29 protein-coding genes are annotated in these 25,709 nt (G+C 40.6%); 15 read left to right on the top strand and 14 right to left on the bottom strand.

Annotation, left to right across the window (positions count from 1 at the left end):
• Nucleotides 1-545 precede the first annotated feature (545 nt).
• From ehuB to ehuA, 4 genes are all read left to right on the top strand, one after another.
• On the top strand, nucleotides 546-1,433 hold the full coding sequence (gene ehuB, locus LG273_RS02620; protein ID WP_379559872.1) for an ectoine/hydroxyectoine ABC transporter substrate-binding protein EhuB: 888 nt from the start codon (nucleotides 546-548) through the stop codon (nucleotides 1,431-1,433).
• 163 nt (nucleotides 1,434-1,596) lie between these two features.
• Nucleotides 1,597-2,223, top strand: a complete 627-nt coding sequence (locus LG273_RS02615; protein ID WP_379559873.1) for an amino acid ABC transporter permease — start codon at nucleotides 1,597-1,599, stop codon at nucleotides 2,221-2,223.
• On the top strand, nucleotides 2,223-2,933 hold the full coding sequence (ehuD, locus tag LG273_RS02610) for an ectoine/hydroxyectoine ABC transporter permease subunit EhuD (protein WP_404457450.1): 711 nt from the start codon (nucleotides 2,223-2,225) through the stop codon (nucleotides 2,931-2,933). The genes LG273_RS02615 and ehuD overlap by 1 nt, the downstream gene beginning before the upstream one ends.
• Nucleotides 2,933-3,703, top strand: a complete 771-nt coding sequence (gene ehuA, locus LG273_RS02605) for an ectoine/hydroxyectoine ABC transporter ATP-binding protein EhuA (protein ID WP_379559876.1) — start codon at nucleotides 2,933-2,935, stop codon at nucleotides 3,701-3,703. The genes ehuD and ehuA overlap by 1 nt, the downstream gene beginning before the upstream one ends.
• A gap of 117 nt (nucleotides 3,704-3,820) precedes the next feature.
• Here ehuA and murB read toward each other — a convergent pair whose 3' ends face one another.
• From murB to LG273_RS02590, 3 genes are all read right to left on the bottom strand, one after another.
• The gene (murB, locus tag LG273_RS02600; RefSeq protein WP_379559877.1) at nucleotides 3,821-4,735 is read right to left on the bottom strand and encodes a UDP-N-acetylmuramate dehydrogenase; all 915 of its coding nucleotides are present in this window, start codon (nucleotides 4,733-4,735) and stop codon (nucleotides 3,821-3,823) included.
• Between the two features lie 58 nt (nucleotides 4,736-4,793).
• Nucleotides 4,794-5,606 (bottom strand): alpha/beta fold hydrolase, encoded by an 813-nt coding sequence (locus LG273_RS02595; protein ID WP_404457448.1) that lies wholly within the window; start codon nucleotides 5,604-5,606, stop codon nucleotides 4,794-4,796.
• Between the two features lie 102 nt (nucleotides 5,607-5,708).
• Nucleotides 5,709-6,506 carry a histidinol-phosphatase HisJ family protein gene (locus LG273_RS02590; RefSeq protein ID WP_379559880.1) on the bottom strand — a complete coding sequence of 266 codons (798 nt, stop codon included), beginning with the start codon at nucleotides 6,504-6,506 and terminating at the stop codon, nucleotides 5,709-5,711.
• Between the two features lie 130 nt (nucleotides 6,507-6,636).
• On the opposite strand from LG273_RS02590, the gene hisZ reads away from it, so the two are divergent.
• Genes hisZ through hisC form a run of 9 tightly spaced genes read left to right on the top strand, consistent with a single transcriptional unit; the run spans nucleotide 6,637 to nucleotide 14,178 of the window.
• Nucleotides 6,637-7,875: an ATP phosphoribosyltransferase regulatory subunit gene (gene hisZ / locus LG273_RS02585; RefSeq protein WP_404457445.1), complete on the top strand. Its 1,239-nt coding sequence runs from the start codon at nucleotides 6,637-6,639 to the stop codon at nucleotides 7,873-7,875.
• A 1-nt stretch (nucleotide 7,876) separates the two neighbouring features.
• Complete coding sequence (gene hisG / locus LG273_RS02580) at nucleotides 7,877-8,512, top strand: ATP phosphoribosyltransferase (RefSeq protein ID WP_379559884.1); 636 nt, start codon at nucleotides 7,877-7,879, stop codon at nucleotides 8,510-8,512.
• Nucleotides 8,509-9,795, top strand: a complete 1,287-nt coding sequence (gene hisD / locus LG273_RS02575; RefSeq protein ID WP_404457443.1) for a histidinol dehydrogenase — start codon at nucleotides 8,509-8,511, stop codon at nucleotides 9,793-9,795. The genes hisG and hisD overlap by 4 nt, the downstream gene beginning before the upstream one ends.
• On the top strand, nucleotides 9,788-10,372 hold the full coding sequence (gene hisB, locus LG273_RS02570) for an imidazoleglycerol-phosphate dehydratase HisB (protein ID WP_404457441.1): 585 nt from the start codon (nucleotides 9,788-9,790) through the stop codon (nucleotides 10,370-10,372). The genes hisD and hisB overlap by 8 nt, the downstream gene beginning before the upstream one ends.
• Nucleotides 10,373-10,401: 29 nt before the next feature.
• Nucleotides 10,402-11,007 carry an imidazole glycerol phosphate synthase subunit HisH gene (gene hisH / locus LG273_RS02565; protein ID WP_404457439.1) on the top strand — a complete coding sequence of 202 codons (606 nt, stop codon included), beginning with the start codon at nucleotides 10,402-10,404 and terminating at the stop codon, nucleotides 11,005-11,007.
• The gene (gene hisA, locus LG273_RS02560) at nucleotides 11,004-11,726 is read left to right on the top strand and encodes a 1-(5-phosphoribosyl)-5-[(5-phosphoribosylamino)methylideneamino]imidazole-4-carboxamide isomerase (RefSeq protein WP_404457437.1); all 723 of its coding nucleotides are present in this window, start codon (nucleotides 11,004-11,006) and stop codon (nucleotides 11,724-11,726) included. Before hisH ends, hisA begins: the two co-directional genes overlap by 4 nt.
• Entirely contained in the window at nucleotides 11,716-12,477 is a 762-nt protein-coding gene (hisF, locus tag LG273_RS02555; protein WP_379559891.1) for an imidazole glycerol phosphate synthase subunit HisF, read from the top strand. Before hisA ends, hisF begins: the two co-directional genes overlap by 11 nt.
• Nucleotides 12,474-13,121 carry a bifunctional phosphoribosyl-AMP cyclohydrolase/phosphoribosyl-ATP diphosphatase HisIE gene (gene hisIE / locus LG273_RS02550; RefSeq protein WP_404459461.1) on the top strand — a complete coding sequence of 216 codons (648 nt, stop codon included), beginning with the start codon at nucleotides 12,474-12,476 and terminating at the stop codon, nucleotides 13,119-13,121. The genes hisF and hisIE overlap by 4 nt, the downstream gene beginning before the upstream one ends.
• Nucleotides 13,114-14,178 (top strand): histidinol-phosphate transaminase, encoded by a 1,065-nt coding sequence (gene hisC, locus LG273_RS02545; protein WP_404457435.1) that lies wholly within the window; start codon nucleotides 13,114-13,116, stop codon nucleotides 14,176-14,178. Before hisIE ends, hisC begins: the two co-directional genes overlap by 8 nt.
• 83 nt (nucleotides 14,179-14,261) lie before the next feature.
• Here hisC and LG273_RS02540 read toward each other — a convergent pair whose 3' ends face one another.
• The 5 genes from LG273_RS02540 to LG273_RS02520 all read right to left on the bottom strand — a co-directional run bounded on the left by LG273_RS02540 (nucleotide 14,262) and on the right by LG273_RS02520 (nucleotide 18,177).
• On the bottom strand, nucleotides 14,262-14,990 hold the full coding sequence (locus LG273_RS02540; RefSeq protein ID WP_404457433.1) for a SurA N-terminal domain-containing protein: 729 nt from the start codon (nucleotides 14,988-14,990) through the stop codon (nucleotides 14,262-14,264).
• Nucleotides 14,991-15,251: 261 nt separating this feature from the next.
• Nucleotides 15,252-15,971, bottom strand: a complete 720-nt coding sequence (locus LG273_RS02535) for a DsbA family protein (protein WP_404457431.1) — start codon at nucleotides 15,969-15,971, stop codon at nucleotides 15,252-15,254.
• 230 nt (nucleotides 15,972-16,201) lie between these two features.
• On the bottom strand, nucleotides 16,202-17,062 hold the full coding sequence (locus tag LG273_RS02530) for an MBL fold metallo-hydrolase (RefSeq protein WP_404457429.1): 861 nt from the start codon (nucleotides 17,060-17,062) through the stop codon (nucleotides 16,202-16,204).
• Nucleotides 17,063-17,137: 75 nt separating this feature from the next.
• Nucleotides 17,138-17,599, bottom strand: coding sequence for a DUF2188 domain-containing protein (locus tag LG273_RS02525; RefSeq protein WP_379559897.1), 462 nt, complete (start codon nucleotides 17,597-17,599; stop codon nucleotides 17,138-17,140).
• A gap of 62 nt (nucleotides 17,600-17,661) precedes the next feature.
• On the bottom strand, nucleotides 17,662-18,177 hold the full coding sequence (locus LG273_RS02520) for a hypothetical protein (RefSeq protein ID WP_379559898.1): 516 nt from the start codon (nucleotides 18,175-18,177) through the stop codon (nucleotides 17,662-17,664).
• 100 nt (nucleotides 18,178-18,277) lie between these two features.
• On the opposite strand from LG273_RS02520, the gene LG273_RS02515 reads away from it, so the two are divergent.
• Nucleotides 18,278-19,429, top strand: a complete 1,152-nt coding sequence (locus LG273_RS02515; protein ID WP_404457426.1) for a hypothetical protein — start codon at nucleotides 18,278-18,280, stop codon at nucleotides 19,427-19,429.
• A 17-nt stretch (nucleotides 19,430-19,446) separates the two neighbouring features.
• Here the strand turns inward: LG273_RS02515 and fni are convergent, their stop codons facing one another.
• On the bottom strand, nucleotides 19,447-20,508 hold the full coding sequence (fni, locus tag LG273_RS02510) for a type 2 isopentenyl-diphosphate Delta-isomerase (RefSeq protein ID WP_404457424.1): 1,062 nt from the start codon (nucleotides 20,506-20,508) through the stop codon (nucleotides 19,447-19,449).
• Between the two features lie 181 nt (nucleotides 20,509-20,689).
• On the opposite strand from fni, the gene LG273_RS02505 reads away from it, so the two are divergent.
• On the top strand, nucleotides 20,690-21,232 hold the full coding sequence (locus tag LG273_RS02505) for an HD domain-containing protein (RefSeq protein ID WP_404457422.1): 543 nt from the start codon (nucleotides 20,690-20,692) through the stop codon (nucleotides 21,230-21,232).
• Nucleotides 21,233-21,908: 676 nt separating this feature from the next.
• Here LG273_RS02505 and LG273_RS02500 read toward each other — a convergent pair.
• The 5 genes from LG273_RS02500 to LG273_RS02480 form a co-directional block, all read right to left on the bottom strand.
• Nucleotides 21,909-22,733, bottom strand: a complete 825-nt coding sequence (locus LG273_RS02500; protein WP_404457420.1) for an aldo/keto reductase — start codon at nucleotides 22,731-22,733, stop codon at nucleotides 21,909-21,911.
• Nucleotides 22,734-22,797: 64 nt separating this feature from the next.
• On the bottom strand, nucleotides 22,798-23,277 hold the full coding sequence (locus tag LG273_RS02495) for a hypothetical protein (RefSeq protein WP_404457418.1): 480 nt from the start codon (nucleotides 23,275-23,277) through the stop codon (nucleotides 22,798-22,800).
• Nucleotide 23,278: 1 nt separating this feature from the next.
• Entirely contained in the window at nucleotides 23,279-23,473 is a 195-nt protein-coding gene (locus tag LG273_RS02490; protein WP_379559909.1) for a helix-turn-helix transcriptional regulator, read from the bottom strand.
• A 277-nt stretch (nucleotides 23,474-23,750) separates the two neighbouring features.
• On the bottom strand, nucleotides 23,751-25,388 hold the full coding sequence (abc-f, locus tag LG273_RS02485) for a ribosomal protection-like ABC-F family protein (protein WP_404457416.1): 1,638 nt from the start codon (nucleotides 25,386-25,388) through the stop codon (nucleotides 23,751-23,753).
• A 194-nt stretch (nucleotides 25,389-25,582) separates the two neighbouring features.
• Nucleotides 25,583-25,696, bottom strand: a complete 114-nt coding sequence (locus LG273_RS02480; protein WP_379559912.1) for an RAxF-45 family protein — start codon at nucleotides 25,694-25,696, stop codon at nucleotides 25,583-25,585.
• Between the last annotated feature and the right edge of the window lie 13 nt (nucleotides 25,697-25,709).

Here is a 25,709-nt window from a genome sequence, read left to right as displayed (position 1 = left end):
TACGCAGGAGATAATGTTACATGCCCCTGCATCAGGGGTATGTCGACGTTGGCCGGCAAGGCAAATTTTAGTCGAACCTTCCTTCCCCACCGGAGCTGATGTTGACTTTCACCGCAAAGGTATAAGTGCGACTAAGCCTCTTGTTACACCAGTCGGCAAGTCTTCTTTATCGTACGGAGGTGAGGGAAGTCACGCTAGTCTCTGGGCGCTGGAGCTGGACGTGGCTGTTGCTGTCTAAGAACATTATACAGCAAATTTTTATACTTTCTTATTTAATAAAAAATATTCTGTATTATTAACTAATTCTGCGTAAATAACAGTATATTGGACAATATGCCAGTATGTTTTTGCATTTTCCAATCTAACGGGATACTTCACAGAATACGCCAGTTAATTATAAATAATCAAAAAATATAACGTTTGAGGGATGAACCTATTACCTATACCATTGTTATATAAGTGCTTTAAGCGTCTGCCTACTACTAAATTCGATCTAGGCAAAAAGCATGAGAATGGATAATAAACGAGGAGGTCAAATTAGAAAGATGAAGAAAATCATACTTACTAGTCTATTAGGTTTATTATTAACCATTATGGTTGCTTGTGGCTCAGAAGAAGAAGCTTCTGGCGGTGACAGTGGTGAAGGAAAACTAGCAGAATTACAGGAATCAGGTACTGTAACAATTGGCTTTGCCAATGAAGAACCATACGCCTACGAAGAAGATGGCGAACTGAAAGGGGCTGCAGTAGACATTGCGGCCGCTGTCTTTTCTGAACTAGGGATCGATAACATGGAATCACAGCTTGCTAATTTCGGATCCCTTATTCCTGGTTTGCAAGCAGATCAGTTTGATGTGGTAACAGCTGGTATGGCGATTACACCGGATCGCTGTGAACAGGCGGCATTCGGTGAACCAGAAATGGTATATGGTGAGGGGATTGTCGTCCAGGCCGGAAACCCGCTAAACATTCAAAGCTATCAGGATATCGCTGACAACCCGGATATTCGCGTTTCTGTTATGTCCGGCGCAACGGAAGTTGGTTATCTGGAAAGCGTAGGAGTTAGTGATGACCAGATTACAACGGCAGATGATATTCCAGCTACCTTCTCAGCAATTCAGTCAGATAGAGCTGATGTAACGACGGCTACAGAAATGACACTTCGTATGGCAGTTGAAACAGCAGGAGAGGACCTTGAGTTTGTAGATAGTTTCGAACAACCTGATATTGAAGGCGTACCAAGCTACGGTGCTGCGGCATTTTCTCAGGATAATACAGAGCTTAGAGACGCCTACAATGAGAAATTAAAAGAGTTGAAAGAAGACGGCACGGTAGCAGAATTGCTTGAAGCAAACGGATTCGATCCAGAGGCCAACATGGTTGAAGCAGGTGAAGTTACAACCGAATCTGTTTGCAGTGGGGAGAACTATTAACAATTAGGCTTATATAAAAGAAGACGCCAATTACACTGAAAACTTCTAGAAGACGAAACTCCATAGGGTCTTCCTCCCGCCCAAGGGGGATGGGCCCTATGTTTTTATGTAAACAAAAGGAGTGATCCCAATTAGTATATTTACAGAAATTTTCCCCTATCTTATGCGCGGTATTAATATTACGATAACGGTGCTTATCGCCTCTGCCATTTTAGGTTATTTAATGGCCTTTATCGCAGGACTTTGTCGTCTTTCCTCTAATATCTTTATTCGCAAAGCTACCGGGTTCTATATCGAAGTATTTCGTGGCACATCATTAATCGTTCAATTGTTCTGGCTCTACTATGCCGTTCCTATGTTGTTTGACATTCAGCTTGGTAGCAACTGGCTTGTTGGGGTAGTTGCCATCGCACTGAATTATGGTGCATATATGTCAGAGATCGTCAGAGGCTCGATTCTTTCGGTAGCCAAGGGGCAAACAGAAGCAGCTACAGCACTAAACATGTCTAAATTCCAGCGTATGAGGCTGATTATTTTGCCTCAGGCCGTACGCATGATGCTTCCTGAGTTTGGCAATTATTTAATTCAAATGTTAAAAGCAACATCCTTAGTTTATTTAATTGGTATGAACGATATTTTATACTATGGTAATATTCTTCGAAGTAATGACTTATCACAGGCACCAACCGTATACTTACTTCTATTGGTCTTCTACTTTATCCTGGCATTACCTATTATATGGCTAACTCGTAAAGCAGAAGTAATTTCCAAGAAAGGGGTGGCGAGCTAATGGAAAATTGGAGCTGGGAAATATTTTTTGATGCCCTTCCTGTTGTATTGGAAGGTTTAGGAATTACAGTCGGTCTCACATTTGCCTGCTACTTATTTGCATTGCTATTCGGCTTTGTCTGGACCTTCCTACGAAGAATTCCATTTAAGCCATTAAATTGGTTTGTTACATGGATAATGGAGTTTATTCGTTCCACCCCTCCACTGGTCCAATTATTCTTTATCTTCTATGCATGGCCAATGGTCCCAGGGATCGGAATGACCCTGTCACCTTTTACCAGTGCAGTTCTTGGGCTAGGCCTTCATTTCAGCACCTATATTGGTGAAGTGTACCGCTCCGGAATTGAAGGAGTCGAGAAAGGACAGTGGGAAGCATCCCGTGCCTTAAATTTCAGTACCCGGCAAAAATGGTTGAAGGTTATTTTGCCACAGGCTATCCCTCCAACTATACCGATGCTTGGAAACTATTTAATCATTATGTTTAAAGAAGTGCCCCTCGCCTCTACGATCGGTGTAGTTGGTATCCTGCATATGGCAAATAGTTATGGAGCACAGTACTGGGCATATTTAGAACCTTTAACCATCGTTGCGATTTTATTCTTACTATTAAGCTACCCTTCTGCTATTCTAATAAATGTGTTAGAAAGAAGAATGAATCGTCGATTTGATAAAAAGGAAGCATTAAATAGTAGCAAAGGAGCGACAACGTAATGACAGAACCAATTGTAACCTTTAAGGATATACACAAATCCTTTGGGGAAGTGGAAGTATTAAAAGGGATTAACCTTGATATTAAACCAGCGGAAAAGGTAGCCATTATCGGTCCAAGTGGATCTGGAAAAACGACCATTATCCGTATGTTAATGACACTAGAAAAGCCAACCTCTGGTGATATTATTGTAGATGGTAATAATCTTTGGAAAATGGATAAAAACGGTAAACTAGTGGATGCTAATGAGAAGCATTTACGTTCCATTCGTGGAGATATCGGCATGGTCTTTCAACATTTTAATCTCTTTCCACATATGACCATTTTAGAAAATTGTATGACTGCACCTATTCAAGTGAAAAAGGAAAATAAAGAAACTGCTAAAAAGCATTCAATCGAGATGCTAGAAAAAGTAGGGCTTGGAGACAAACTTGATAATTATCCAAATCAGCTCTCTGGTGGACAAAAACAACGTGTTGCCATGGCCCGCGCTTTAGTCATGCGTCCAAAGGTCATGTTATTTGATGAGGTAACTTCTGCGTTAGATCCTGAGCTTGTTGGAGAAGTACTCGAAGTTATCCGTGATATTGCGAAAGAGGGAGAAATGGCTATGATTCTCGTTACCCATGAAATGGACTTTGCTCTCGATGTAGCGGATAAGGTTTTATTCCTCGATGAAGGGGTAATCGCAGAACAAGGCACAGCAAGCGAAGTTATTGAGCATTCACGTAATGAACGCCTTCAAAGCTTTCTCAAGCGCTTTAGAGCATAATCTAGGAGGCTTTGCAGTTTCTCCTATCTTTTTATGAAAATAGAATATAAAGCTATACAAAAATCCGCGCCATGCTTTGAATTTGAGCATGGTGCGGATTTACTTTTACCTAACTACTTATTTATCTTCTCCAATAATCTTAACTTCTCTCTCCAGTTTGACGCCAAATTTTTCATTCACGGTTTTTTGTACATGTTGGATTAAGGCTATATATTCGCTTGCTGAGGCTCCATCCTTATTGACAATAAACCCTGCATGTTTTAATGATACTTGGGCTCCGCCTATTTGCTTTCCTTGCAAGTCACTGTCTTGGATAAGTTTGCCTGCAAAATAGCCCGGCGGACGCTTGAAAACACTGCCACAGGAAGGATATTCCAATGGCTGCTTCGATTCCCGTTTATACGTCAAATCATCCATTACAGCCTTTATTTGCTCATACTCACCAGGTTGAAGTGCAAAGGTCGCTTCCAGTACAATATACCCTTTTTCTGGTATATTACTTGTACGGTAATCCATTTCCAATTCTTCTGTAGAAAGTGTCAGCAAGTTTCCTTCCTTGTCTACCACTTTCGCGCTAACCAGTACATCTTTTATTTCCCCACCATAAGCGCCAGCATTCATAAACAATGCCCCACCTACTGAACCTGGTATGCCACAGGCAAATTCCAGCCCACTTAACCGATTGTCCAGGGCATTTCTAGAAACGTCAATAATCCTCGCTCCACTTTCTGCCACAATCGAATTTTCAGCTGTCCGAATGGAAGCCAACCCTTTTAAGTTCATAACAATGCCGCGAATTCCACCATCTTTTACAATGAGGTTAGACCCATTTCCTAGCAATGTAAAAGCTACCTTTTCGCTGTTTGCCAGCTTTATGATAGCCTGTACTTCTTCATATGTCTCTGGTGTGACGAGAATGTCTGCTTTTCCGCCAAGTCGAGTATAAGTATGGTTACTTAACAATTCATCTACCATTACATTCTGTTTGCTTGTAATGTTTATTAATTTTTCATATATGGGATGATGATTCATCTGTCTCATTCCTTTGAAGTTATTCCGCATGCCGTAGCACCGATTCCATTTTAAGTTATTAAGAGTTATCTTTCCATAGAAAAGAATAAATAAGCCGGTCTACACGCTGGTTTTCATGCAATGCACTATGGCCAAGGTTTTTATCATCAATGATTACCTCTTCGAATTGGTTGGCAGGGATCATTTGGCGCAATGCACCGACACTCTCAGGTACAGCGACACTATCCCCTGTACTACCGATATTTAAGACACTCACGCTATCCGGAAACGAGCGTTCATGCAACATATCTAACGCAAAAGAATTTGGCATAAGATCTGTTGCTGCAGGCCCATAATTAAATTGAAAATACTCTTCGCTATATATGCCGTCAAAAGGGCTGCCGATCGCTACAAACTTATCAACTTCAGGATACAATCCCTTATCAGTATATTGTTTGAGGAATTCAAATGATACAATCCCACCCATTGAATGACCCACTAAATTAATTGTATTAACATCATAGTACCGCTTCAAATGTTTTAGAACAGATGCAAGCCAAGCAGCACTCTTGGTAAAGCCCGCCCGGTTATCTTCCAGTATGACTTGGATAAACTCCGGTTTTGAGTTTCCTTGCCCTAAATGACGTGCCACGATTTCTCCATTAGCAGAGACATTGTATATGAGCGCTTTGCTTCCCCAATTATATTTATTCTCAAATCGGTCCAGCATAAAACCAAACGAATTATATGTCCCCTTATAGCCATGCAAAAAAACGGTTGGCTTGGTTGCATTTATATCTGGCTTATTTTGATCGGATAAGTAACTCACTGAGAACATTCCCGACAAGACTAAAAAGCCTACGATTAGTCTTGCAATCGTTTTTTCTTTCAAAGACGATCCCTCATTTTTCTCAGATGTATAGTTAGTATACCATTTTTCAACTCACTTCTGTTCTGCAGACGACAAGATTTTTATTTTCTATTCCATTTATCTCTATAGAAGCTCTGATATTAGGTGAAAAGAAGGTTTACGCTCCGAAAAAGTAGTAATATAGGTAAAACCAATGTCACGGAGCAACTCTAAAGACTCCTTAAATCGGTAGGCTACTGTGGATGCTATATGGGAATCCGATCCAAGTGTAATTATTTCTCCGCCACATGCTTTATATAGTTTTAGAATATCTGTGCTTGGCATTCCACTGTTAAGTCCATAACGGAACCCGGAAGTGTTCAATTCAATGCCTTTTCCGTCTGGAATAATTTGATTAAAGATTTGCTGTAATAAATCGTGAAAATCATTTTTACTTTTTTCTTGCGTATATCTCTTAACTAAATCAATATGACCTAGGATATCATAGTCCTTAAAATGTTTTACGCAATAGAGCAACTCTTCATAATAGATTCGGTATGCTTCTTCAACCGTTTTACCCTCGAAAAAATTCCCCGAGTGGAGATCCTTCCGCTCAGCAGTATGCATGGAACAAATTATAAAATCAAATTTATTCTCGCTCAAAAACGCTTGATACCTCGGGAGTAGATATGGCTCCACTCCAATTTCCACTCCCTTTTTAATGCTTATCTTTTCCCCATAATGCTTTTTCATTTGCTGGAGCTTTTTTTCATAGTTTTCGACATCTAATTCAAAGGAAATGGATGGGTCAGGATAATCGAAATCCACATGCTCTGTAAAACAAATTCCCCTTACTCCTTTATCAATTGCTGATTCAATGGTTTCTTCCATTGGCGTGGAACAATCTGCCGAAAAATCACTATGCATATGATAATCAAACATTTAAAATCTTCTCCTTTTGGTTGACTTTTCACACTACACTATTTACAATACTATATAACTTTACTTAGATAAAGCGATAAAGTAATAAAGGATATAAAATATTTCGATTTAACGGAAAAGGAGTATTCATATGCCCTACCAAGTTGGTACAGCGAAAGCGGAGTTTACCGTGCAGGAATTTAAACGTAGAGAGTCTTTAATTATGAAGTTAAAACATCGCTTCTTAACATACGGTTATAAACAAATTAGAACATCTACCTTTGAATCCTATGACCTTTATACAAACCTTACTGGAACGGTAAATAAAGACGATATGGTAAAAGTGATCGATTCTTCTGGGAAGGTGCTTGTATTACGGCCTGATGTAACCCTCCCTATAACTAGAATGGCTGCTGAGAGCGGAGCGGCGCAAAACGAACTGCGTTATTTTTATATCCAGGACATATTTCGAAGCACTGCCAGTGCCGGTACAAAAGAAAGCACGCAGGCCGGGATTGAATGTCTAGGGAATAATCGACCAGAAACAGACGCAGAGATTATCCACCTTGCTATTCACAATTTGAAGGACCTAGGGTTTACTAATTTTAAAATAGAGATTGGCCATGCTGGCTTTTTTAAATCTTTGATCGCTCCAGCAGGTTTGACAACCCCAGAGGTTGAGCAGCTACAGACCTACATTCAATCTAAAAATCTCGTGGAAATGGTGCCTTTCCTACAAAGGTTATCCTTAGCTGAGGACCTTCGTGGAGCCATCCAAGCGATCCCAATGCTTTATGGTGCACCAAAGGAAGTCATGCAACAAATCCCTAGTAATCTTTTAGACGAGGAAATGCGTAAAAATCTTACTAACCTAGCTGAAATTGTGGATTTATTAGAAGATTACGAGGTTGGAGAGCATATTGTCTTAAATCTCGGACTTATTAATAACATGAATTATTACTCGGATGTCATTTTTCAAGGTTTTGTCGAACAAGTGGGACGCCCTCTCCTAATGGGCGGACGCTACAATCAACTAGGCGACCATTATGGTGTCGACCTGCCAGCTATTGGGTTTGCATTTGAAGTAGATGTCTTACAGGAGGCGCTTTTCCACCCCGGGCAGCTAACAGAAGCTACAAATGAGCCAACTCTTCTTATTATCTATGAGAAAAGCAAACAACGGGAAGCATTTCGCACAGCCCAGCTTTTACGCGAGGAAGGGTATATCGTCCGTCTTTATCTTGAAAGCACAGATGTTGAAAATAGCTCTCCTGACATCCAATTAACCTTTAATGATAATAAAAATACCGTAGTTGACGGTACGACCACTAAAACATTTACAACCAACCAAGAACTTCTTCAGATCCTTAACCAAGTGGGAGGAGCATAAGATGGAAAGCATTACACTGGCACTTGCCAAGGGGAGAACAGCAGAAAGTACAATTGATTTATTACAAAAGATCGGCATTCATTTTGAGGACTTTCATGAGGATTCGCGCAAGCTTGTATTCTATAGTGAGGATACCTCAATAAAGCTAATCTTTGTCAAAGCAGTAGATGTGCCAACATATGTTGAGAAAGGTGCGGCCGACATTGGCATCGCTGGCAAGGACAATATTCTTGAGTCAGGTGCAGATGTTTATGAATTGCTTGACTTGAAGATTGGCCAATGCAAATTCGTCGTTGCAGGTAAGCCGGAAATTTACCCCTTTGCCCAACAACGGCTTATTGTGGCCTCAAAATATCCGAACATCACAGAACAGCACTTCCGCAACAAAGGAATAACCATTGAGACTGTTAAATTAAATGGCTCTGTGGAGCTCGCTCCTTTAATTGGCTTGTCGGATGTCATTGTGGATATTGTTGAGACAGGTAACACTTTAAAGGAAAATGGCCTATCCGTTTTAGAGGATGTAGAAAAAATCAGCACCCGCTTAATTGTAAATAAAGCAAGCTTTGCGACAAAGTCACAGCTTATACAACCATTCATTAAAAGACTTGAAGCAGGATTGGAAGGGAAACCATGAAAATTTTATCCGCCGAAACGTTTTTAAAACAAGATAGTTACTCACAAGCTTTTGATCAAAACAACCGCCTTCTTGATGAGAAAGTATTGGACATTATTCAACAAGTAAGGCAATTAGGAGACAAGGCATTATTTGATTACACGGAAGCATTTGATGGGGTTAAACTTTCCCAGCTTAAAGTAACAGCCGAAGAATTTTCAGAGGCAAAGGAATTAGTCGATGAAAGCTTTATTTCTTCCATAAGGGAAGCAAAGGATAACATAGAGGAATTTCATCGCATGCAACTAGAAAAATCATGGTTCTTTCATAAAGATTCGGGCATAACCCTTGGTCAAATGGTGACACCGATGGCTCGCGTAGGTGTGTATATTCCTGGCGGGAAAGCCGCCTACCCTTCCTCCGTACTGATGAACGTCATTCCAGCAAAGCTAGCGCAAGTAGGAGAAATAGCCATTGTCACCCCGCCGCAAAAAGATGGAAAGGTAAATCCTTATGTGCTTGTGGCTGCCAGAGAAGTAGGCATCAACACGATATACAAAGTCGGTGGAGCACAGGCCGTTGCAGCACTGGCTTACGGGACAGAAACCGTGGAGAAGGTCGATAAAATTGTCGGTCCTGGTAATACTTATGTCGCACGTGCTAAAAAATGGGTATTCGGTGATGTAGCCATTGATATGATTGCTGGACCCAGTGAAATATGCGTAGCAGCAGATGATACAGCCCCACCTGCATATGTAGCCGCGGATTTACTATCCCAGGCAGAGCATGACGAACAGGCACGAACCTTTTTAGTCACAAGCAGCCAAGCATTAGCTGAAAACGTAAAAACAGAACTCTACAGACAGCTTGATAGCCTTGAGAGAAATGAGATTATGAGCAAGGCATTGCAAGATTACGGGAATATTATTATTACACATGATGAACAAGAAACCTTTGATATCGTCAACAAAATCGCGCCGGAACATTTAGAAGTCATGATGGAGAATGCTTCTGACAAATTACCGTTAATCAAAAATGCCGGAGCAATTTTCTTAGGAAAGTTTTCACCAGAGCCGCTTGGCGATTATTTCGCGGGCCCAAATCATACGTTACCAACAAGCGGAACAGCAACCTTCTCTTCCCCGCTTGGCGTTTATGACTTTATAAAAAAATCAAGTATTATTCAATACTCAAAAGAAGCATTACAAGAAGCATCAGACTCCATTATTTCCTTAGCCAAAACAGAGGGATTAACGGCTCATGCAAATGCCATTTACCAAAGAAGGGATGAGAAAAATGCGTAGACAAGATGTTACTCGAAAAACTTCCGAAACAGATATTAGCCTGGACCTGTTAATAGACGGAGAAGGCTCTTCCGCTATTCAGACTGGAGTAGGCTTTTTGGATCATATGCTAACGTTACTTAGCAAGCATGGATTATTCGATCTGAAAATTGTTTGTGACGGTGATTTGGAAGTGGATCAGCACCATACGGTAGAGGATATTGGTATCGCCTTAGGGGAGGCCTTCCGAATGGCTTTGGGTAATAAAGAAGGTATTACACGCTATGCTACTGTTTCTACTCCTATGGATGAAGCATTATCTACCGTTTCTATTGATATAAGTGGCAGACCTTACCTCGTCTATCGTGTAGAAGGCTTAAAGGATAAAGTTGGCAATTTTGACACAGAGTTAGTAGAGGAGTTCTTCCAAGCTTTTGCCAGCAATGCAAAGATAAATCTCCACATTAATCTTTTGTATGGCCATAACACCCACCACATGATTGAATCAATATTCAAAGGAGTTGGCCGCGCACTTGACACAGCAAGCCAACAAAACAGCCGGATAAAAGGAATTCCTTCCACAAAAGGAACCTTATAAAAAACGCTATAAAGAAGGAGCGAAAAGCAATGATCGCCATTATTGACTACGGGGCAGGAAATATAAAAAGCCTGCAATTTGCCTTAGATACAGTAGGGCTCCCCTCTTTTGTCACCGTGGATCCTACCGAGGTAAAAAAAAGCAAAGCTGTCATTCTTCCAGGTGTAGGTGCTTTCAAGGATGCAATGGAGGCTTTAAGAAACTTAGAACTGGAAAGCGTGATAAAGCAAGAGGCAGCAAATGGAAAACCATTGCTCGGAATCTGCCTTGGAATGCAATTATTCTATGAAACTAGCTTTGAAGATGGACAATGGGAAGGGCTTGGACTTCTTGAAGGCAACGTTGCGCGCATACGCGGAGATGTAAAAGTACCTCACATAGGCTGGAATACGTTAAGCAATCATGGAAACAATCCGCTTCTGACAGGCATTAAACCTGAATCGTTTGTCTACTTCGTCCACTCTTATGCCGTTGAGGATTTCAACGAAGAAACCTTAGTTGGGAGTACGAATTACGGAGGAACAATTCCAGCAATCGTACAAGAGAAGAATATAATTGGAATGCAGTTCCACCCTGAAAAAAGTGGTGAAATAGGGTTACAGTTACTTAAAAATGTAGGGGAGTTGATCAAATGATTTTATTTCCAGCGATTGATATTAAAGATGGACAATGTGTACGCCTTACACAAGGAGACTATGCACAACAAAAAGTATATAGTGATTCCCCAGTGGATATTGCACGTAAATGGGAAGAGCAGGGAGCGGAATTTATCCATATCGTTGACTTAGATGGTGCTAAATCAGGTAAATCCTTAAACCAGCCCGTCATTGAAGAAATTGCTTCTGTTACTCGGGTACCTATTCAGGTGGGAGGAGGAATCCGTTCTCTGGAAGCAATTGAGAAATATGTCCAAGCCGGTGTAGATAGAGTGATCATCGGCACAGCAGCGATTGCAGACCGCCCTTTCCTTCAAGAAGCGGTACGTCTATACAGTGAGCGCATTGCCGTATCACTTGATGCTAGAGGCGGTTTTGTTGCTACAAACGGTTGGACAGAAACAAGCTCTATTAAAGCGATTGATCTAGTAAAAGAGTTAGAAACAGTTGGTGTTCAAACAATTGTTTACACAGACATTTTAAAAGATGGGATGCTGCAAGGGCCAAACTTAGAAGAACTTGAGGCGATAAATAAGGCAACACACTTAAACGTTATTGCCTCAGGCGGTGTTACCACAAAGGAAGACATCCAAAAGCTTAGAAGCCTTCAGTTATATGGTGCGATCATCGGGAAGGCATTATACGATGGAACACTGTCTCTCGAAGACATCGTAAAGGGTGAGTCAAATGCTCGCTAAACGCATTATTCCATGTTTAGACGTAGATAAAGGACGAGTTGTAAAAGGTAAAAAGTTTCAAAACATACAGGATGTAGCTGATCCGGTCGAGCTTGCCAAGAGATATAATGAGGCTGGAGCTGATGAGCTAGTATTTTATGATATTACTGCCTCTAACGAAGAACGAGATATTTTAGCAGACATAGTAGAAAAAGTCGCTGCTGAAATTGCCATTCCCTTCACGGTTGGAGGTGGACTGCGAACAGTTGAAGACATTCACAAAATTCTTCGCTCAGGAGCCGATAAAGTTTCAGTCAATAGTTCAGCAGTTGCCAACCCACAGCTTATTCAAGATGCAGCTTGGAAGTTTGGCTCCCAATGTGTCGTCCTTTCTATTGATGCAAAACGAACAGAGGATAACAGATGGATGGTATATACCAAAGGCGGACGCCACAATACGGGCTTAGACGCAATTGAATGGGCCAAACGCGGCGAAGCATTAGGGGCTGGAGAAATTGTTATCAATGCAATTGATACAGATGGAGAGAAAAACGGCTACCAGCTAACATTAATCAAGCAGCTTGCACAGGCCGTCAATATCCCAATTGTTGCAAGCGGTGGTGCCGGACAACTACATCATTTCTCGGATGTGCTTCAAGAAGGGTATGCTGATGCTGCGCTTGCAGCCTCCGTCTTTCATTATAATGAAATTCCAATTCCCGCTTTAAAACAGTACTTAATGAAAAATGAAATTATCGTGAGGAGTGAATAAACGTGGATGTAGAGATAGAACAATTAACCTTTGATGAAAAAGGTTTAATTCCCGCCATCGTGCAGGATGCTGAAAATGCAAAGGTATTAACACTAGCTTATATGAATGAAACAGCCCTGTTGAAAACCATGCAAACCGGTGAAACCTGGTTTTTCAGTAGAAAACGCCAGACACTCTGGAACAAAGGTGAAACATCTGGAAACAAGCAAAAGGTTAAGAAAATCACCTATGATTGCGATGCAGATGCTTTACTTGTACAAGTAAAGCCAGTCGGCCCAGCATGTCATACTGGAGCGGAATCCTGTTTCTACCAGACCTTATACGAAGCTGGACAGGTACCAAGTGACATCATCCCTATTTTGACCAGCAGAATTAAGGAACGAAGAAATAACCCTGTCGAAGGCACTTATACGAGCTATCTATTTCGTGAAGGAATTGACAAGATCCTTAAGAAAATCGGTGAAGAAGCAAGTGAAGTAATTATCGGGGCAAAAAACACAGATAAGCAGGAGGTTACCTGGGAAATAGCTGACCTCACATACCATACGTTAGTATTAATGGAGCTTCTTGATGTATCTGTATCAGATATCAAAGCGGAATTATATGAGCGGCATATTAAAAAGGCTGTGAAGCAAGATGAGTAGATTTTGGAGCCAAGCAGCTCAACGCTGTGAGCCATATGTTCCGGGAGAACAATTAAATCAACCAGGCATTATTAAACTGAATACAAATGAAAATCCTTACTCTCCCTCTCCAGCAGTGGTTGAGGCGATTGAAACCGAAGCAGCGAACCAACTAAACCTTTACCCTTCCCCTACTGTTGATCAACTGCGAGAGAGGATTGCAGACGCTAACGAACTAACAAAAGAAAATGTATTTGTCGGCAATGGGTCAGATGAGGTGCTTGCCTTTTCCTTCATGGCCTTTTTCGATCAGGGTAAAGCTATACGTTTCCCAGATATTTCGTATAGCTTTTACCCAGTCTATGCAAGACTATTTAACATTCCGTTTGAGTCTATTCCGCTAAGAGATGATTTTACAATCCCAGCAGAGGCCTTTTTCCAATCGGATGGCGGGGTTATTTTTCCTAACCCGAATGCACCTACAAGCGTTTATTTAGAGCTGGAGGCGATTAAAAACATTGCGAACCAAAACCCGGATCAGGTCGTGATTATTGATGAAGCATACATCGATTTTGCCAGCGGTTCTGCTGTCTCCCTTATTCATGACTATGAGAATGTATTAATCATCCAAACGATGTCCAAATCAAGATCGCTTGCAGGGCTTCGTGTCGGCTACGCATTAGGAAACGCAGAATTAATTTCCGGCCTGACACGAATAAAGGATTCATTTAATTCCTATACATTGGATCGCCTTGCAATTGCTGGTGCAGTGGAAGCAATCAACGCATCTGATTACTATGTGAATATCACGGCAAAAATTATAGCAACGAGGGAATGGAGCTTTTCTGAAATGAGGAAACGCGGCTTTACAGTGCTTCCATCCCAGGCCAACTTTTTATTCGCCACACATGCTTCATTTCCTGCTGAAACGCTTTACGTAAAACTAAAAGAAGCTGGTATACTCATTCGTTATTTTAACAAACCTCGGATTGAGAATTACGTGCGTATTACGATTGGTACAGATAAACAGATGCAACAGTTTTTCGATGCACTGGATAAAATTCTATCCTGCGTATAATAGATAATAAAAAAGCCGAAAGATTTACTCCAAGCCAACTGGCTAAGGTTAATCTTTCGGCCTTTCCTCTAATCATTCCTTGCTTAAATTAACGTCTCTACTTCTGCTTCTTCTCGTAACTCTGCCACTTTACTTTGTAGCTCTGTGGATGTTTTTTGCTGCGTTAGTTGGTCTTTAATTTGCGGTTTCAGATCTTCAAGTTTACCAATTTCTTGACCACTACCTTGTTCCTTCAACTGGTTATAATATTCTTCGATCTCTTCATCTGTCACTTCAACGTTCAACTCAGATTCCACATATTTATTGGTAATTAAGTCATCTGCAAGCTGATTTTTGAAATCTTCTTCAGAAAGTTGGAATTGCTCCAATACTGCTGTCAATTGTTCACCATTTTGCTCTTTAAGTGTGTCAAACTCAGACTGTACCTCTTCATCCGTAACCTCTAGTCCAAGGCTTTCTGCCTCATCACGAATCAATTGCTGCTCCACTAGTACATTTACTGTCTGTTCTTTTAGAGATTCTGTATCTGAAACATCTTGTCCCATTCCAGCCATTTGTGTCTTCAACATTTTATAAATGGAATTGTAGCTATCTCCCATTATTTCCGTTCCATTTACATTAGCGACGGTTTTTTCCGGATCAACCTTCTCTTCTTCAGTTATTTCTGCGGACTGCTGTGCTTGTTCATTTTCACCTTGTGCATTTTCTTCTGTTTGAGTATTTTCCTCGGACTCTTGTGCTGAATCATCATTACAAGCTGCCAAAACTATAGCTAAAGTTAGAGCGAAACCTAACAAAATTAATCTTTTCATATTGTTCCCTCATTTCATTGTATTGTTCCTTCATTCAAACATACTTCTTTCCCTCATTTCAAGTGCCATCATACGATCTATCATTGACAAAGGCCGTCTTAACAAGGTTTTTGGCGAACGTAACATTTCGATAACAAATAAGTGCTACGTTTCCTACATTCTGCCACATTTACTGTAGCCATTAAATGCACAAAGGTCGCTCAGCTTCAAATTATGGAACAAAAAAGCCTACGGATACGTTCCATAGGCCGGCACATCGCACTATTCTTCTGTCACACAGCCCTCATCCGTACAGTACGTTGTTTTAGACTGTTTAGGATTTAACGTTTTTAAAGCAGGCTTTTCCTGTTCTTCTTTCCAAACTGTTTCCAGCACTTCTGTGAAAGCCTCAACTGGTTGCGCGCCTGTAACAGCATATTTTTCATTAAAGACAAAAAATGGTACCCCTTCTACACCAATTTGACGAGCACGCTCTTCGTCTGCCCGAACATGAAGTGCATAATCATCTACTTTCAGCAAGGCAGTAACCTCATCTTCATCAAGTCCCATTTCAGAAGCCAGCTCTATTAGTGTAGCGTGGTCGCTAATGAGTTTAGATTCGGTAAAATAAGCATATAACAGCCGTTCTGTCATTTCTTTGCCCTTTCCCTTTTCCGTTGCATATTTCGCCACTCGATGTGCGTCAAACGAATTCGTGTGCTTCATCTCATCAAAGTTATAAGTTAATCCTACTTGTTTTGCCTGTTTTCCCATATCTTCATGCATTCGCATTGCTCTCTCGACTGTCATATTATATTTTCCAGCAAGCAATTCATGAATGCTTTTCTCTGGGTTTATCTCTGCATTTGGATCAAGCTCAAAGCTCTTATATATAACGTTTATATTTTCTTTATGAGGAAATGCCTCCAGCGCTTTTTCAAGCCTGCGTTTTCCAATATAACAAAATGGACATACAAAATCTGACCATACTTCTATTTGCATTTAAACACCTCACTTCTTTGAATATTGTAGCATAGCTCCTTAACCCATATGAAGTATTGTGCTTATTTCACAGGAAGCGCTTTACTGCTTTACCAAGGAAATTTTATTCGGTGTATAAGCAACATATAATTAGGGTAACACAAAGCATTTCGTGGAGAAATATGGTTTTGTCAGTAAAATCCTTTTTCTTGTGGCACATAGACTTCTAAAATCTGCGGCAGGGTTTTAACTTAATGCAATTTTCCCTTTTCAACGTACTTTCCATAGTCTGGCACAGCCAATTTCTCAAAGTCTTGAACAAGTCTTTCCAACCCTTTCGTAAGCTTATCCCCCTCCATGACAGAGCCGTGGCTGGAAATCATGACGCTTGGCTTTAAGTCTGCCAATCTCCGAGCTGAATCCCATGCAGCTTGCCAATCTGTCGTTAAGTATCTTGGCGGTCCATTTACTTCCGCCTGCTGCAAAAGAACTTTATAAAAGGAATCCTGTCTTACCGTTATAACGGCATCTCCTGATAATAACAAGGAATCCTTTTCTCGAAAAAAGGAAACATGGCCAGGGGAATGACCAGGGGTATGAACCCATTTCCAATCATCTAAAAATGGAACTTGATGGTCTTCTGGCAAGGGTTGAACTGCGTCTCCTAAATTGATTGCTTCATGGGGGTACAGAAAAGACATTTTGGCGAGTATTCCTCCTTCAACCGTTTTATCAGGCTCTGGATAATCCTTTTTGCCTTGGAGGTAAGGAAGCTCTTGTTCATGTGCATAAACAGGCACGTCCCATTCCTGTATAAGATCATGTAAGCCACCTACATGATCGAAATGAGCATGTGTCAATATAATCGCTGCCGGTTTACTATTTCGTCCAAACCGGTGGACGACAACAGATTTTATTTCTGGTGCGGACCTTGGTAAGCCAGCATCCACTAACACCCACTCATCACTGTCTGGATGACCAATGAAACCGATGTTAACAATTTGGTCCGTATAATAATATACGTCTTCTTTTACTTGAATCCCACCACCACTTGTAATAGAAGTCATAGGGATAAATTGGTGATGCTCTTGTTGTCCTTCATTCTTGTCCACGATACTCCTCCTTATAGCCATTTCTCATAGTATTTGGTAAGGAGAGAAAAAATAATCACTTCCAAAGGGAAGTGATTACGATTGATTTGAATAATCTTGTTTTTCTTGGACTTCACCATCTTGCTTATAGATGGTTAGAAATGTTCCTTTATTTTGAGCGATTTCACGCCCGCGCTTTATCGCATCTTCTTTATTATTAAATACATCACTTGGTTTCTTTGCCTTACTTGATTTAACTGCCCAGCCATCCTCATGTGCTACGACATGTTCTCCCTCTTCCAGACGCTCGGGATTATCTTCATATCGCTTGCCTTCTTCAGAACGTTTCGTTGGCTGACCACTGTCTTTAAAATCTTCTACCTCTTTTTTACTAGCGTTCTCACGCCATTCTTTTGCTTGTTCAATTGCTATCGGGATGGCTCTACCTTCTGCATACCCTTCATCGAGCATAGAATTAGCAATGTCTATTGCCTTTTTCTTTGTTACATCTGGCAGGTTTTTCATGGAAGATGGATAATCATTCATGGTCCAGGGCATTGTTAATCCTCCTAGTTGCTTTTTTTAGTATCATACCCTTTTCCTGGCCCAGGCCAAACCTGCTACTCAAACCAATACTGAAATGTATCTGGTGCGTCGTCTGTTGTATAGTAGCTATCTAATTCAATTTTTTCACCTGGTTCTAATGAAACCTCTTCGTACGTTTCTTCCCGTAAAATCGAGCCATCCTCAGCAGCTATGACGATATGCACATCCCCCACGAATTCCTGCGCAGCATGGTAATTTCCTGCGTAAATAACAATTTCAAAATCGCCATCCTCATCTTCAAAGGAACTAACATATGCCGCTAGATGATCTTGTAATACACTTCCTTTATTCGACGCGTATGTCTCATCAAGTCCTGTAATCATCTCTTCTTCAATATGCTTAGCATCCATCACCGAAAGTGCAACTGGTACAGTAACGATGATATAAAAAGCTACTAGCCATTTTAAGGTTGAAGTAATGACTGTCTTTTTACCATATCCTCCAATAACTAATCCAATCCATACAATACCTGCAAGAAAAACTACAACTAAATGCCATTTTGATATAAACATTTCTGGATAGAATTCCATCATATCCCCCACTACTATCTCTTTTTTGCTATAATTATTGTAGCAGAAATTCACTAGTTATCTAGCTATATAGTTTAAAATTAGATGGAGTGAAGCATACATGTATCAGGACACATCCATACATGAACACAAAATGAAACAAATGGAACCCTTTTGGTGGGCAATGTCCTTTTTATTTTGCACAATTGGCCTCCTGCTCGGTGTTGCATTTATAATTGGTGCGCCTGTATTATTTGCAGTTTATCAAAAGATGTGGATTTTATTATTTCTCCTCCTCATGCCACTTGGCATTTGGATGTTTGTAGCCATTCTGCGCACGTTAAAGAAGATGGTGTGGCGCAACCGGCATCTTTCTTCCTTTGTTCTTGAGAATAACCGAATTACATATCACACATGGGACGAAAGTACAAAAACAGACAGCCAGGGGACAGTTAACTTTAATCAGGTTCAGTATGTAGTGGCAAGCTTATATCTAATTAGAGACAATCATGCCTATACAAAGTCGAAGATGGCAGAGCAAGTACCACGTATGGTTATTGCCCCAGTACTATATATTGTCTATGAAAAAAACGGCAAGCAGCAAATTTTGATTGTGCCATTTTACATGGATACCGCTGTTAACACATGGCTGCAAGCATTAAGAAACAATCAAATTCCGTTCTTCTTTACCAGTCAAAACCTTTATGAAATGGAGGAAGAAGAAAGGTTTAAAACGATTGTAAATCAAGAAAAAATGATGTCCTTTACCTTCGAAGGTGACTGGTTTACGCAATCGGATTCATTGAACAAAGAATGGCTTCTTCAAATAGAGGGTACGGTTTCACCAGAAGAATACGATTCTGAAGAAGACTATGAGGAAAAGATGCGTAAAGAACAAGAGACCAAAAAAATCCACTTCAGGGTTTGGCTCCGGTCAGCAGCACGTGTTTACCCTATCCTCATATTAGGAAGTTACCTACTCATTTATTTGGGGGAAATCGGCTCTATTTCACAAGACGGCGTCCTACCTGGTCTGGGGTTACTGGTCATTACCGCCTACTTATACTTTCACTTTCAAAGGGATCACTTGCGTAAATCCCTTATGACAAGGTTTTGGATAGAAAGTTTTATTATATGTCTTATTAATAGCTTAGTTGCGGAGAAATATGGCACGATGGCAGAGGAAATTACGACGGGCATACTCGGTGCCTCAATGATATTTATTGCACTGGTCTGGATCCCATATTTATTTGTTGCTAGATTAAAAGATTAAAAAAGGACAGCTGAGGTTTATTCCCCAGCTGTCTTATTTAATAAGGATTTCCCCATAATGGAAACGCGATCTGTGTTCTGTAGTTCAGATAAATTCTTTACCCCAATACCAAACATGGTCATTTTTAATTCCAGTTCAATTTGATCCATCATAGTAATGACAGAATCAGCTGATTCTGTTGCTGCTTGGAGTAACTGTCTGGCAAAACCGATCACATCTGCTCCAAGTGTAATAGCTTTCGCCGCATCGACTCCCGTTTTCATCCCGCCACTGGCCACTACTGGAACGTCCGCTTTACTACTTTTAACAGACACAATACAATCTTTTGTTGGCAATCCCCAATTATTAAACGCTTCAGCAGCCGCTCTCCTTAACGGATCCTGAGAACGGAGTTTTTCCACCTGGCTCCAAGATGTTCCGCCTGCTCCTGCTACATCGATAAAAGCAATACCAGCATTGTAAAGCTTTTCCGCAACGGTACCATCAATGCCAAAGCCTACTTCTTTAGCACCAACAGGTACAGGAAGTTGCTTACAGACAGCCTCAATCTTCGGCAAGAGGTTTTCAAAATTTAAATCTCCGCCATCTTGTACTGCTTCTTGCAAGCTGTTCAGGTGTAACACAAGGGAATCTGCTTCCGTCAGCTCCACGATGCGTTGTGCTTCATCTGCACCATAGCCATAGTTCAATTGAACAGCACCTAGATTTGCAATAAGTGGTACGGTCGGTGCCTGTTTACGTATTAGGAACGACTCTTTATGGGCATCGCTTTCAAGCAACGCCCTAGTCGAACCTAAAGCTACAGCCCAACCCTTTTCTTCTGCAGCAATTGCAAGGTTTTGATTTATCTTTGCTGCAAGCTCGCTTCCACCTGTCATGGAACTAACCAAGAATGGTGCCTTAAGCGGTTTATTCAAAAAAGATGTCTGCAGGTCAATATCTGCAAAATTTATTTCCGGCAACGCATTATGGATAAAAGAGATCCCTTCTAGCCCTGTTGATTTATTGACACCCTCTACGTTCTCATCGAGACAAAGACGGATATGCTCAGTTTTCCTTCTATTTATGCCTTCTTCCATTATGTATATCCTCCTTAACTAGCCACTGCCTAAATTTATTATAAACCCAGTTTACTTGTTTCCATCGCGAATTGAAAGGAAAGACCTATATCTAGTTGTGAAGATTGTTTGACGTTGCAAGGAGCGGGAAAAAAACTATAAACTATGAGATAGAGAAAAGCTTCATAAGGAGGCGATTAAATTGAAGGAAAAGGCAAAAAGCTTTGCCGAACGAGCTCACCACGGACAAACTAGGAAAAACTCCAATGCACCATACGTGACACATCCAATTCGAGTAGCTGAACGACTAGAGAAAGAAGGATGTAGCGAGGAGCTTATCTGCGCAGCATACTTACATGATGTAGTGGAGGATACAGATTATAAAATAGCAGATATAGAAAAGCATTTTGGTAACAAGGTAGCAGAATTGGTTGCAGCCCATACAGAGGATAAGTCAAAATCCTGGGAGGAAAGAAAGCAGCATACAATTGATACAGTGAGAGAAGGTTCCAAGGACGTTAAATTCCTCATCGTTGCAGATAAATTAGACAATCTTCTAGGACAAGAAAAAGACGTAGAACGACTTGGAGCAGCAGCTTGGAAAAACTTCAACGCAGGTGTAGCGAAGCAAAAGTGGTACAATCAATCTATTTGTGAAGCTATGTATAATGGGCTGGAAGAGAAGCATGTCCCTTCCTTTTTCAAGGAATATGAGGATTTAATCAAACGTGTGTTTAATAATTAAATACACGTTTACAGTACTCCTGTAAGAGGGGGGGTGTAGGGCTTTATTGGGTGATTGCGCGGCGGCATTGGTTGATTGCGCCGCTTTCACGGTCGATTAGACTGCGGCATCGGTTGATTGTGCTGCTTTCATGGTCGATTGCACAGCGGCATTGGTTGATTGCGCTGCTTCCATGGTCGATTGCGCAGCGGCATTGGTTGATTGTACGGCTTCCATGGTCGATTAGACTGCGACATTGGTTGATTGCGCTGCTTTCATGGTCGATTAGACAGCAGCAACGGTTGATTGCACGGCTTTCACGGTCGATTGCACAGCGGCATTGGTTGATTGCATGGCTTTATTGGTTGATTAAGCAACAACAACGGTTGATTGAGCAACAGCACTGGTTGATTGCGCCGCTTTCATGGTCGATTGCACAGCGGCATCGGTTGATTGCGATGCTTCCATGGTCGATTGCACAGCGGCACTGGTTGATTGCGCCGCTTTCATGGTCGATTAGACAGCAGCAACGGTTGATTGCCCCGCATTCTTGGTTGATTGAGCAACAGCACTGGTTGATTGCGCCACTTTCATGGTCGATTGCACAGCATGAAACCCTTTCTTCGACTTTAGCCTGCTCAAAAAATAAAAGCAAAAAAAGAACCAGATGCATAGCATCCAGCTCCTCTCGTTTTCATTATCGTTTGTTCATTTCACTTGGCTCTGCACCTTTGCGTTCATTACGGTCCAGCCCTTTGATTTCTTCCAAGTCTGCTTCACTTAGCTCAAAATCAAATACATCGAAGTTTTCCTCAATACGTGAAGGTGTCACAGATTTAGGAATGACAATATTGTTATACTGCAAGTGCCAGCGTAAAATAACTTGTGCTGGCGTTTTGCTGTATTTTTCCGCAATATCGGTTACTACTTTATTATTTAATACCTCTCCACCCTGCATTAGCGGGCTCCATGCTTCAAGGTAAATATTATGCTTGTCACAGAAGTCTTTCAACTCAGCTTGTTGTAAGTATGGGTGGCATTCTACCTGGTTCACCACAGGTACAATTTCACATTCATCTAGTAGGCGCTCTAAATGGTCAATATTGAAGTTACATACTCCAATAGCTTTCACGCGACCGTCTTTGTATAGTTTTTCTAATGCTTTATATGTTTCTACATATTGATCAAATTTCGGTGTTGGCCAGTGGATTAAATAAAGATCCACATAGTCCAGTCCCAATTTTTCAAGACTTGCATCAAAAGCCTGTAATGTATTTTCGTAGCCTTGGTCACTGTTCCAAACTTTTGTCGTAATGAACAGTTCTTCACGCGGAATGTTTTTATTAGCAATTGCTTTTCCCACGCCATTTTCATTTGCATAAACTTTTGCTGTATCAATGGATCTGTAGCCAACCTCTAACGCTTTTTCTACAGCAGGAGTTGCTTCCTCATCAGGCACCTGCCAAACGCCGAATCCAAGCTGTGGCATTTTTAATCCATTATTTAGAGTTACATACTGCATTGTTCAACTTCCCTTCCATTGAAATGTAGCTATTTTATCATACTATTTGAAAAAGCACGTACTCTTATGCTTCGTCATCTGTTAACTCTTTATTTTTTCGATAAGAACGTTTGAGGGAAATATAATCAAATAAGAAGAAGAATATAATAAAGAAAACGGATGGGCCTATGATATCAAACCAATCCTCAGTATTAGACGGCATACCTCTATACAGAAACATAAGTACTAAAAAAATTACACCTGAAGAAAATGCAGCTTTCAACCTGAACTTTCGCTCTTTCTTGTACTGCTTCTGATTGTAAACATTCGTAAATTCAATTCCAGAAAAAATATATCGCATATATGTATAAGCTCCAATAAACCCAAAAACCATAACAAGTGTAAAAGCCAGATCAATTTTTCCTATATCAAACAAATAAATCTCTAGCCCTGCAAATATAAAAGCCCCAACAGCCAAAATAACCGCACTCTCTCCCAAAAAATAAAGAATTCGGGTCCGCTTGTATTCGTCATCAGGCAATAAATAATTTAAAAAAGAACGCATGTTAAAAACCCTCCCAAAATAGTTCATCCAACGTCTTCCCAAGCTCTTTGCAAATCGCGATGCATAAATTAAGACTTGGATTGTATTCTCCTTTTTCTATAAGGCCGATCGTTTGTCTTGTGGCCTTGACCCTGCTTGCAAGCTGCTCCTGGGTCCAACCCTTTTCCATTCTCGCTAACTTTATTTTATTTACCATGGAAATCCCTCTTTAGTAAGATATACATTACATATGTTATTTATATATTACATTAGTTAGATATATATTGCAATATGTGATAAATGAAACTTAATTGGGGGGCTCCCCCTCTATTCCCTACCTTATATTAGTTGCACAATCGAACCTTTACTGGAAGTTGATCCCCTACTTAGATTGCTTAATACTTCACGATTTTTTAAATTGGTAATTACTTCCAGTTAAGGTAGGATAAAAAAAGACCTGCCAGTTGAGATACTGACAAGCCTTTCTGTTTAATTTACTCTTCATTTCTCTCCAACCATTTTTCTCTCGCAAACGTATAATTACCTTCAAATCGTGTAAGCTCTTGATCTGCAAGTAGATAGGTAACTGGAAATAAACGATCAAGAAAATAGCGATCATGAGAGACAGTTATTATTGTTCCTTCAAACTGTTCTAGTGCCTCTTCAAGTACTTCCTTTGATTCGATATCCAAGTGATTGGTTGGTTCATCTAATAAGAGAAGATTATGTTTTTGGTACACAAGTTCTGCTAAGCGTAGCCGCATTCTTTCCCCACCACTCAGCTGCTTTACTCTTTTAAAAACACTTGGTCCGTAAAATAGAAAGGAGGCCAAAAACCCTCTAGCTTCTCCCTCTGATACTGCAACATGTTCACGGAATTCATCCAAAACCGTTCTATCGGCATCCATTTCTAGTGTGTGCTGAGAAAGGTAGCCAATGGAAAGATTGCTTCCTTGTTTCACCTCACCCTGATCAGCTTGCTCTTTACCACGGATTAACTCAAGCAATGTAGTTTTCCCTGCTCCATTTTCTCCGATCAGTGCTACCCTATCTCGAAAGCGTACTAAAAGAGATAAACCCTGAAATAAGCTCTTGTTCCCAAATTGCTTTGAAACGTTATCCAGCTTTATTACTTCTTTTCCACTTCGTTTCTCCATTTCGAAATCTAAATTCATCTTTTTCTGATCGATAATAGGTCGTTTTATAAGCGTAAGTCGTTCGAGAGCTTTCTCCATGCTTTTTGCCCGCCTATGTAACCCATCATTAGGAGGGTTAGCCTGGTTTGCCCATTCCTTTAGCCGTTTTATGGTTTCCTTCATTTTACGGATCTTTTTTTGTTGGTCTTCATATTGCTGGAATTCTCGCAACAGCCTCGATTCTCTTTCCTTCACAAATTGGGAATAATTCGTGTGATACTTAATAAGCTCTCCTTGATCCATTTCCAGAATCGACGTTATTGTTTCATCAAGAAAATAACGATCATGGGAAACGATAAGCACCGTCCCTTCATATTTTTGAATAAACGTGGTTAGCCATTCTATTGCTAAAAAGTCAAGGTGATTAGTTGGTTCATCTAGCAATAGGAGCTCTGGGGCTGCCAATAGCAGTTGAGCCAAGCCCACTTTCGTCTTCTCCCCACCGCTAAGCTCTGCCCATTTTTTATCCTCCAACTCAGCTATTTGCAATCCATTTAACGCCTGACGCACCTTGGCATCCATTTCGTACCCGCCATCCTGCTGAAATTGATCCAGTAAAGCACCATAGCTTTTCATATAACGTTCCAGCTTAACTGTATCTTTTTCCTCAACCATGTGTTGTTCTAATTTGTTCAATTTCTCTCGTACTATATTCAACTCTTCAAAGACATCATACAACAATGTTTGCACAGTCTGGGCATCATCTTTCACGGCAATTTGCTTTAATAGGCCTGTTTTAAGTCCTTTTTTCCACGAAATGACGCCGCTTTCCGGGTCAGTTTTCTTTGCTATTAAATTCAATAGGCTGGTTTTTCCTTCCCCATTTCTTCCAATAAGTCCAATTCGTTCATTTTGCTTAATTTCTACATTTATATTTTCAAAAATAGTATTTGCACCAATCACTTGGGTAACATTACGTAAGCTGCATAATATCATTTTATTTGCCTCCTGTTAAAGAGACACCCCTACCTCAATAGGTCATATTTTGCCCCAATGGATCAATTCTCAAATTCGATCTGCTTGCGCGAAAATATTCAGAAATATCCACGTTAAAAAAAGACGACAAAGAGCAACCGCTCCCTATCGTCTCATTTACGTAGCAGGTAGATGTCTCTTACTGGTTTTTTCCATTATTTTACTCCTAAAATAGACATACGTGTCCCTTGTGTAAAATTGATGGAAAAAAGCGCATAACAAATCCAAAGATATTCTCTAAATTTAGCCATGCTTCCAGTACGATTCATCTAACCCACCTCC

This window comes from Oceanobacillus kapialis (assembly GCF_044790185.1).
GTDB lineage: Bacteria > Bacillota > Bacilli > Bacillales > Amphibacillaceae > Oceanobacillus_B > Oceanobacillus_B kapialis.
The sequence above is the reverse complement of the archived record's forward strand: the minus strand, read 5'-3'. Positions and strand labels throughout refer to the sequence as shown.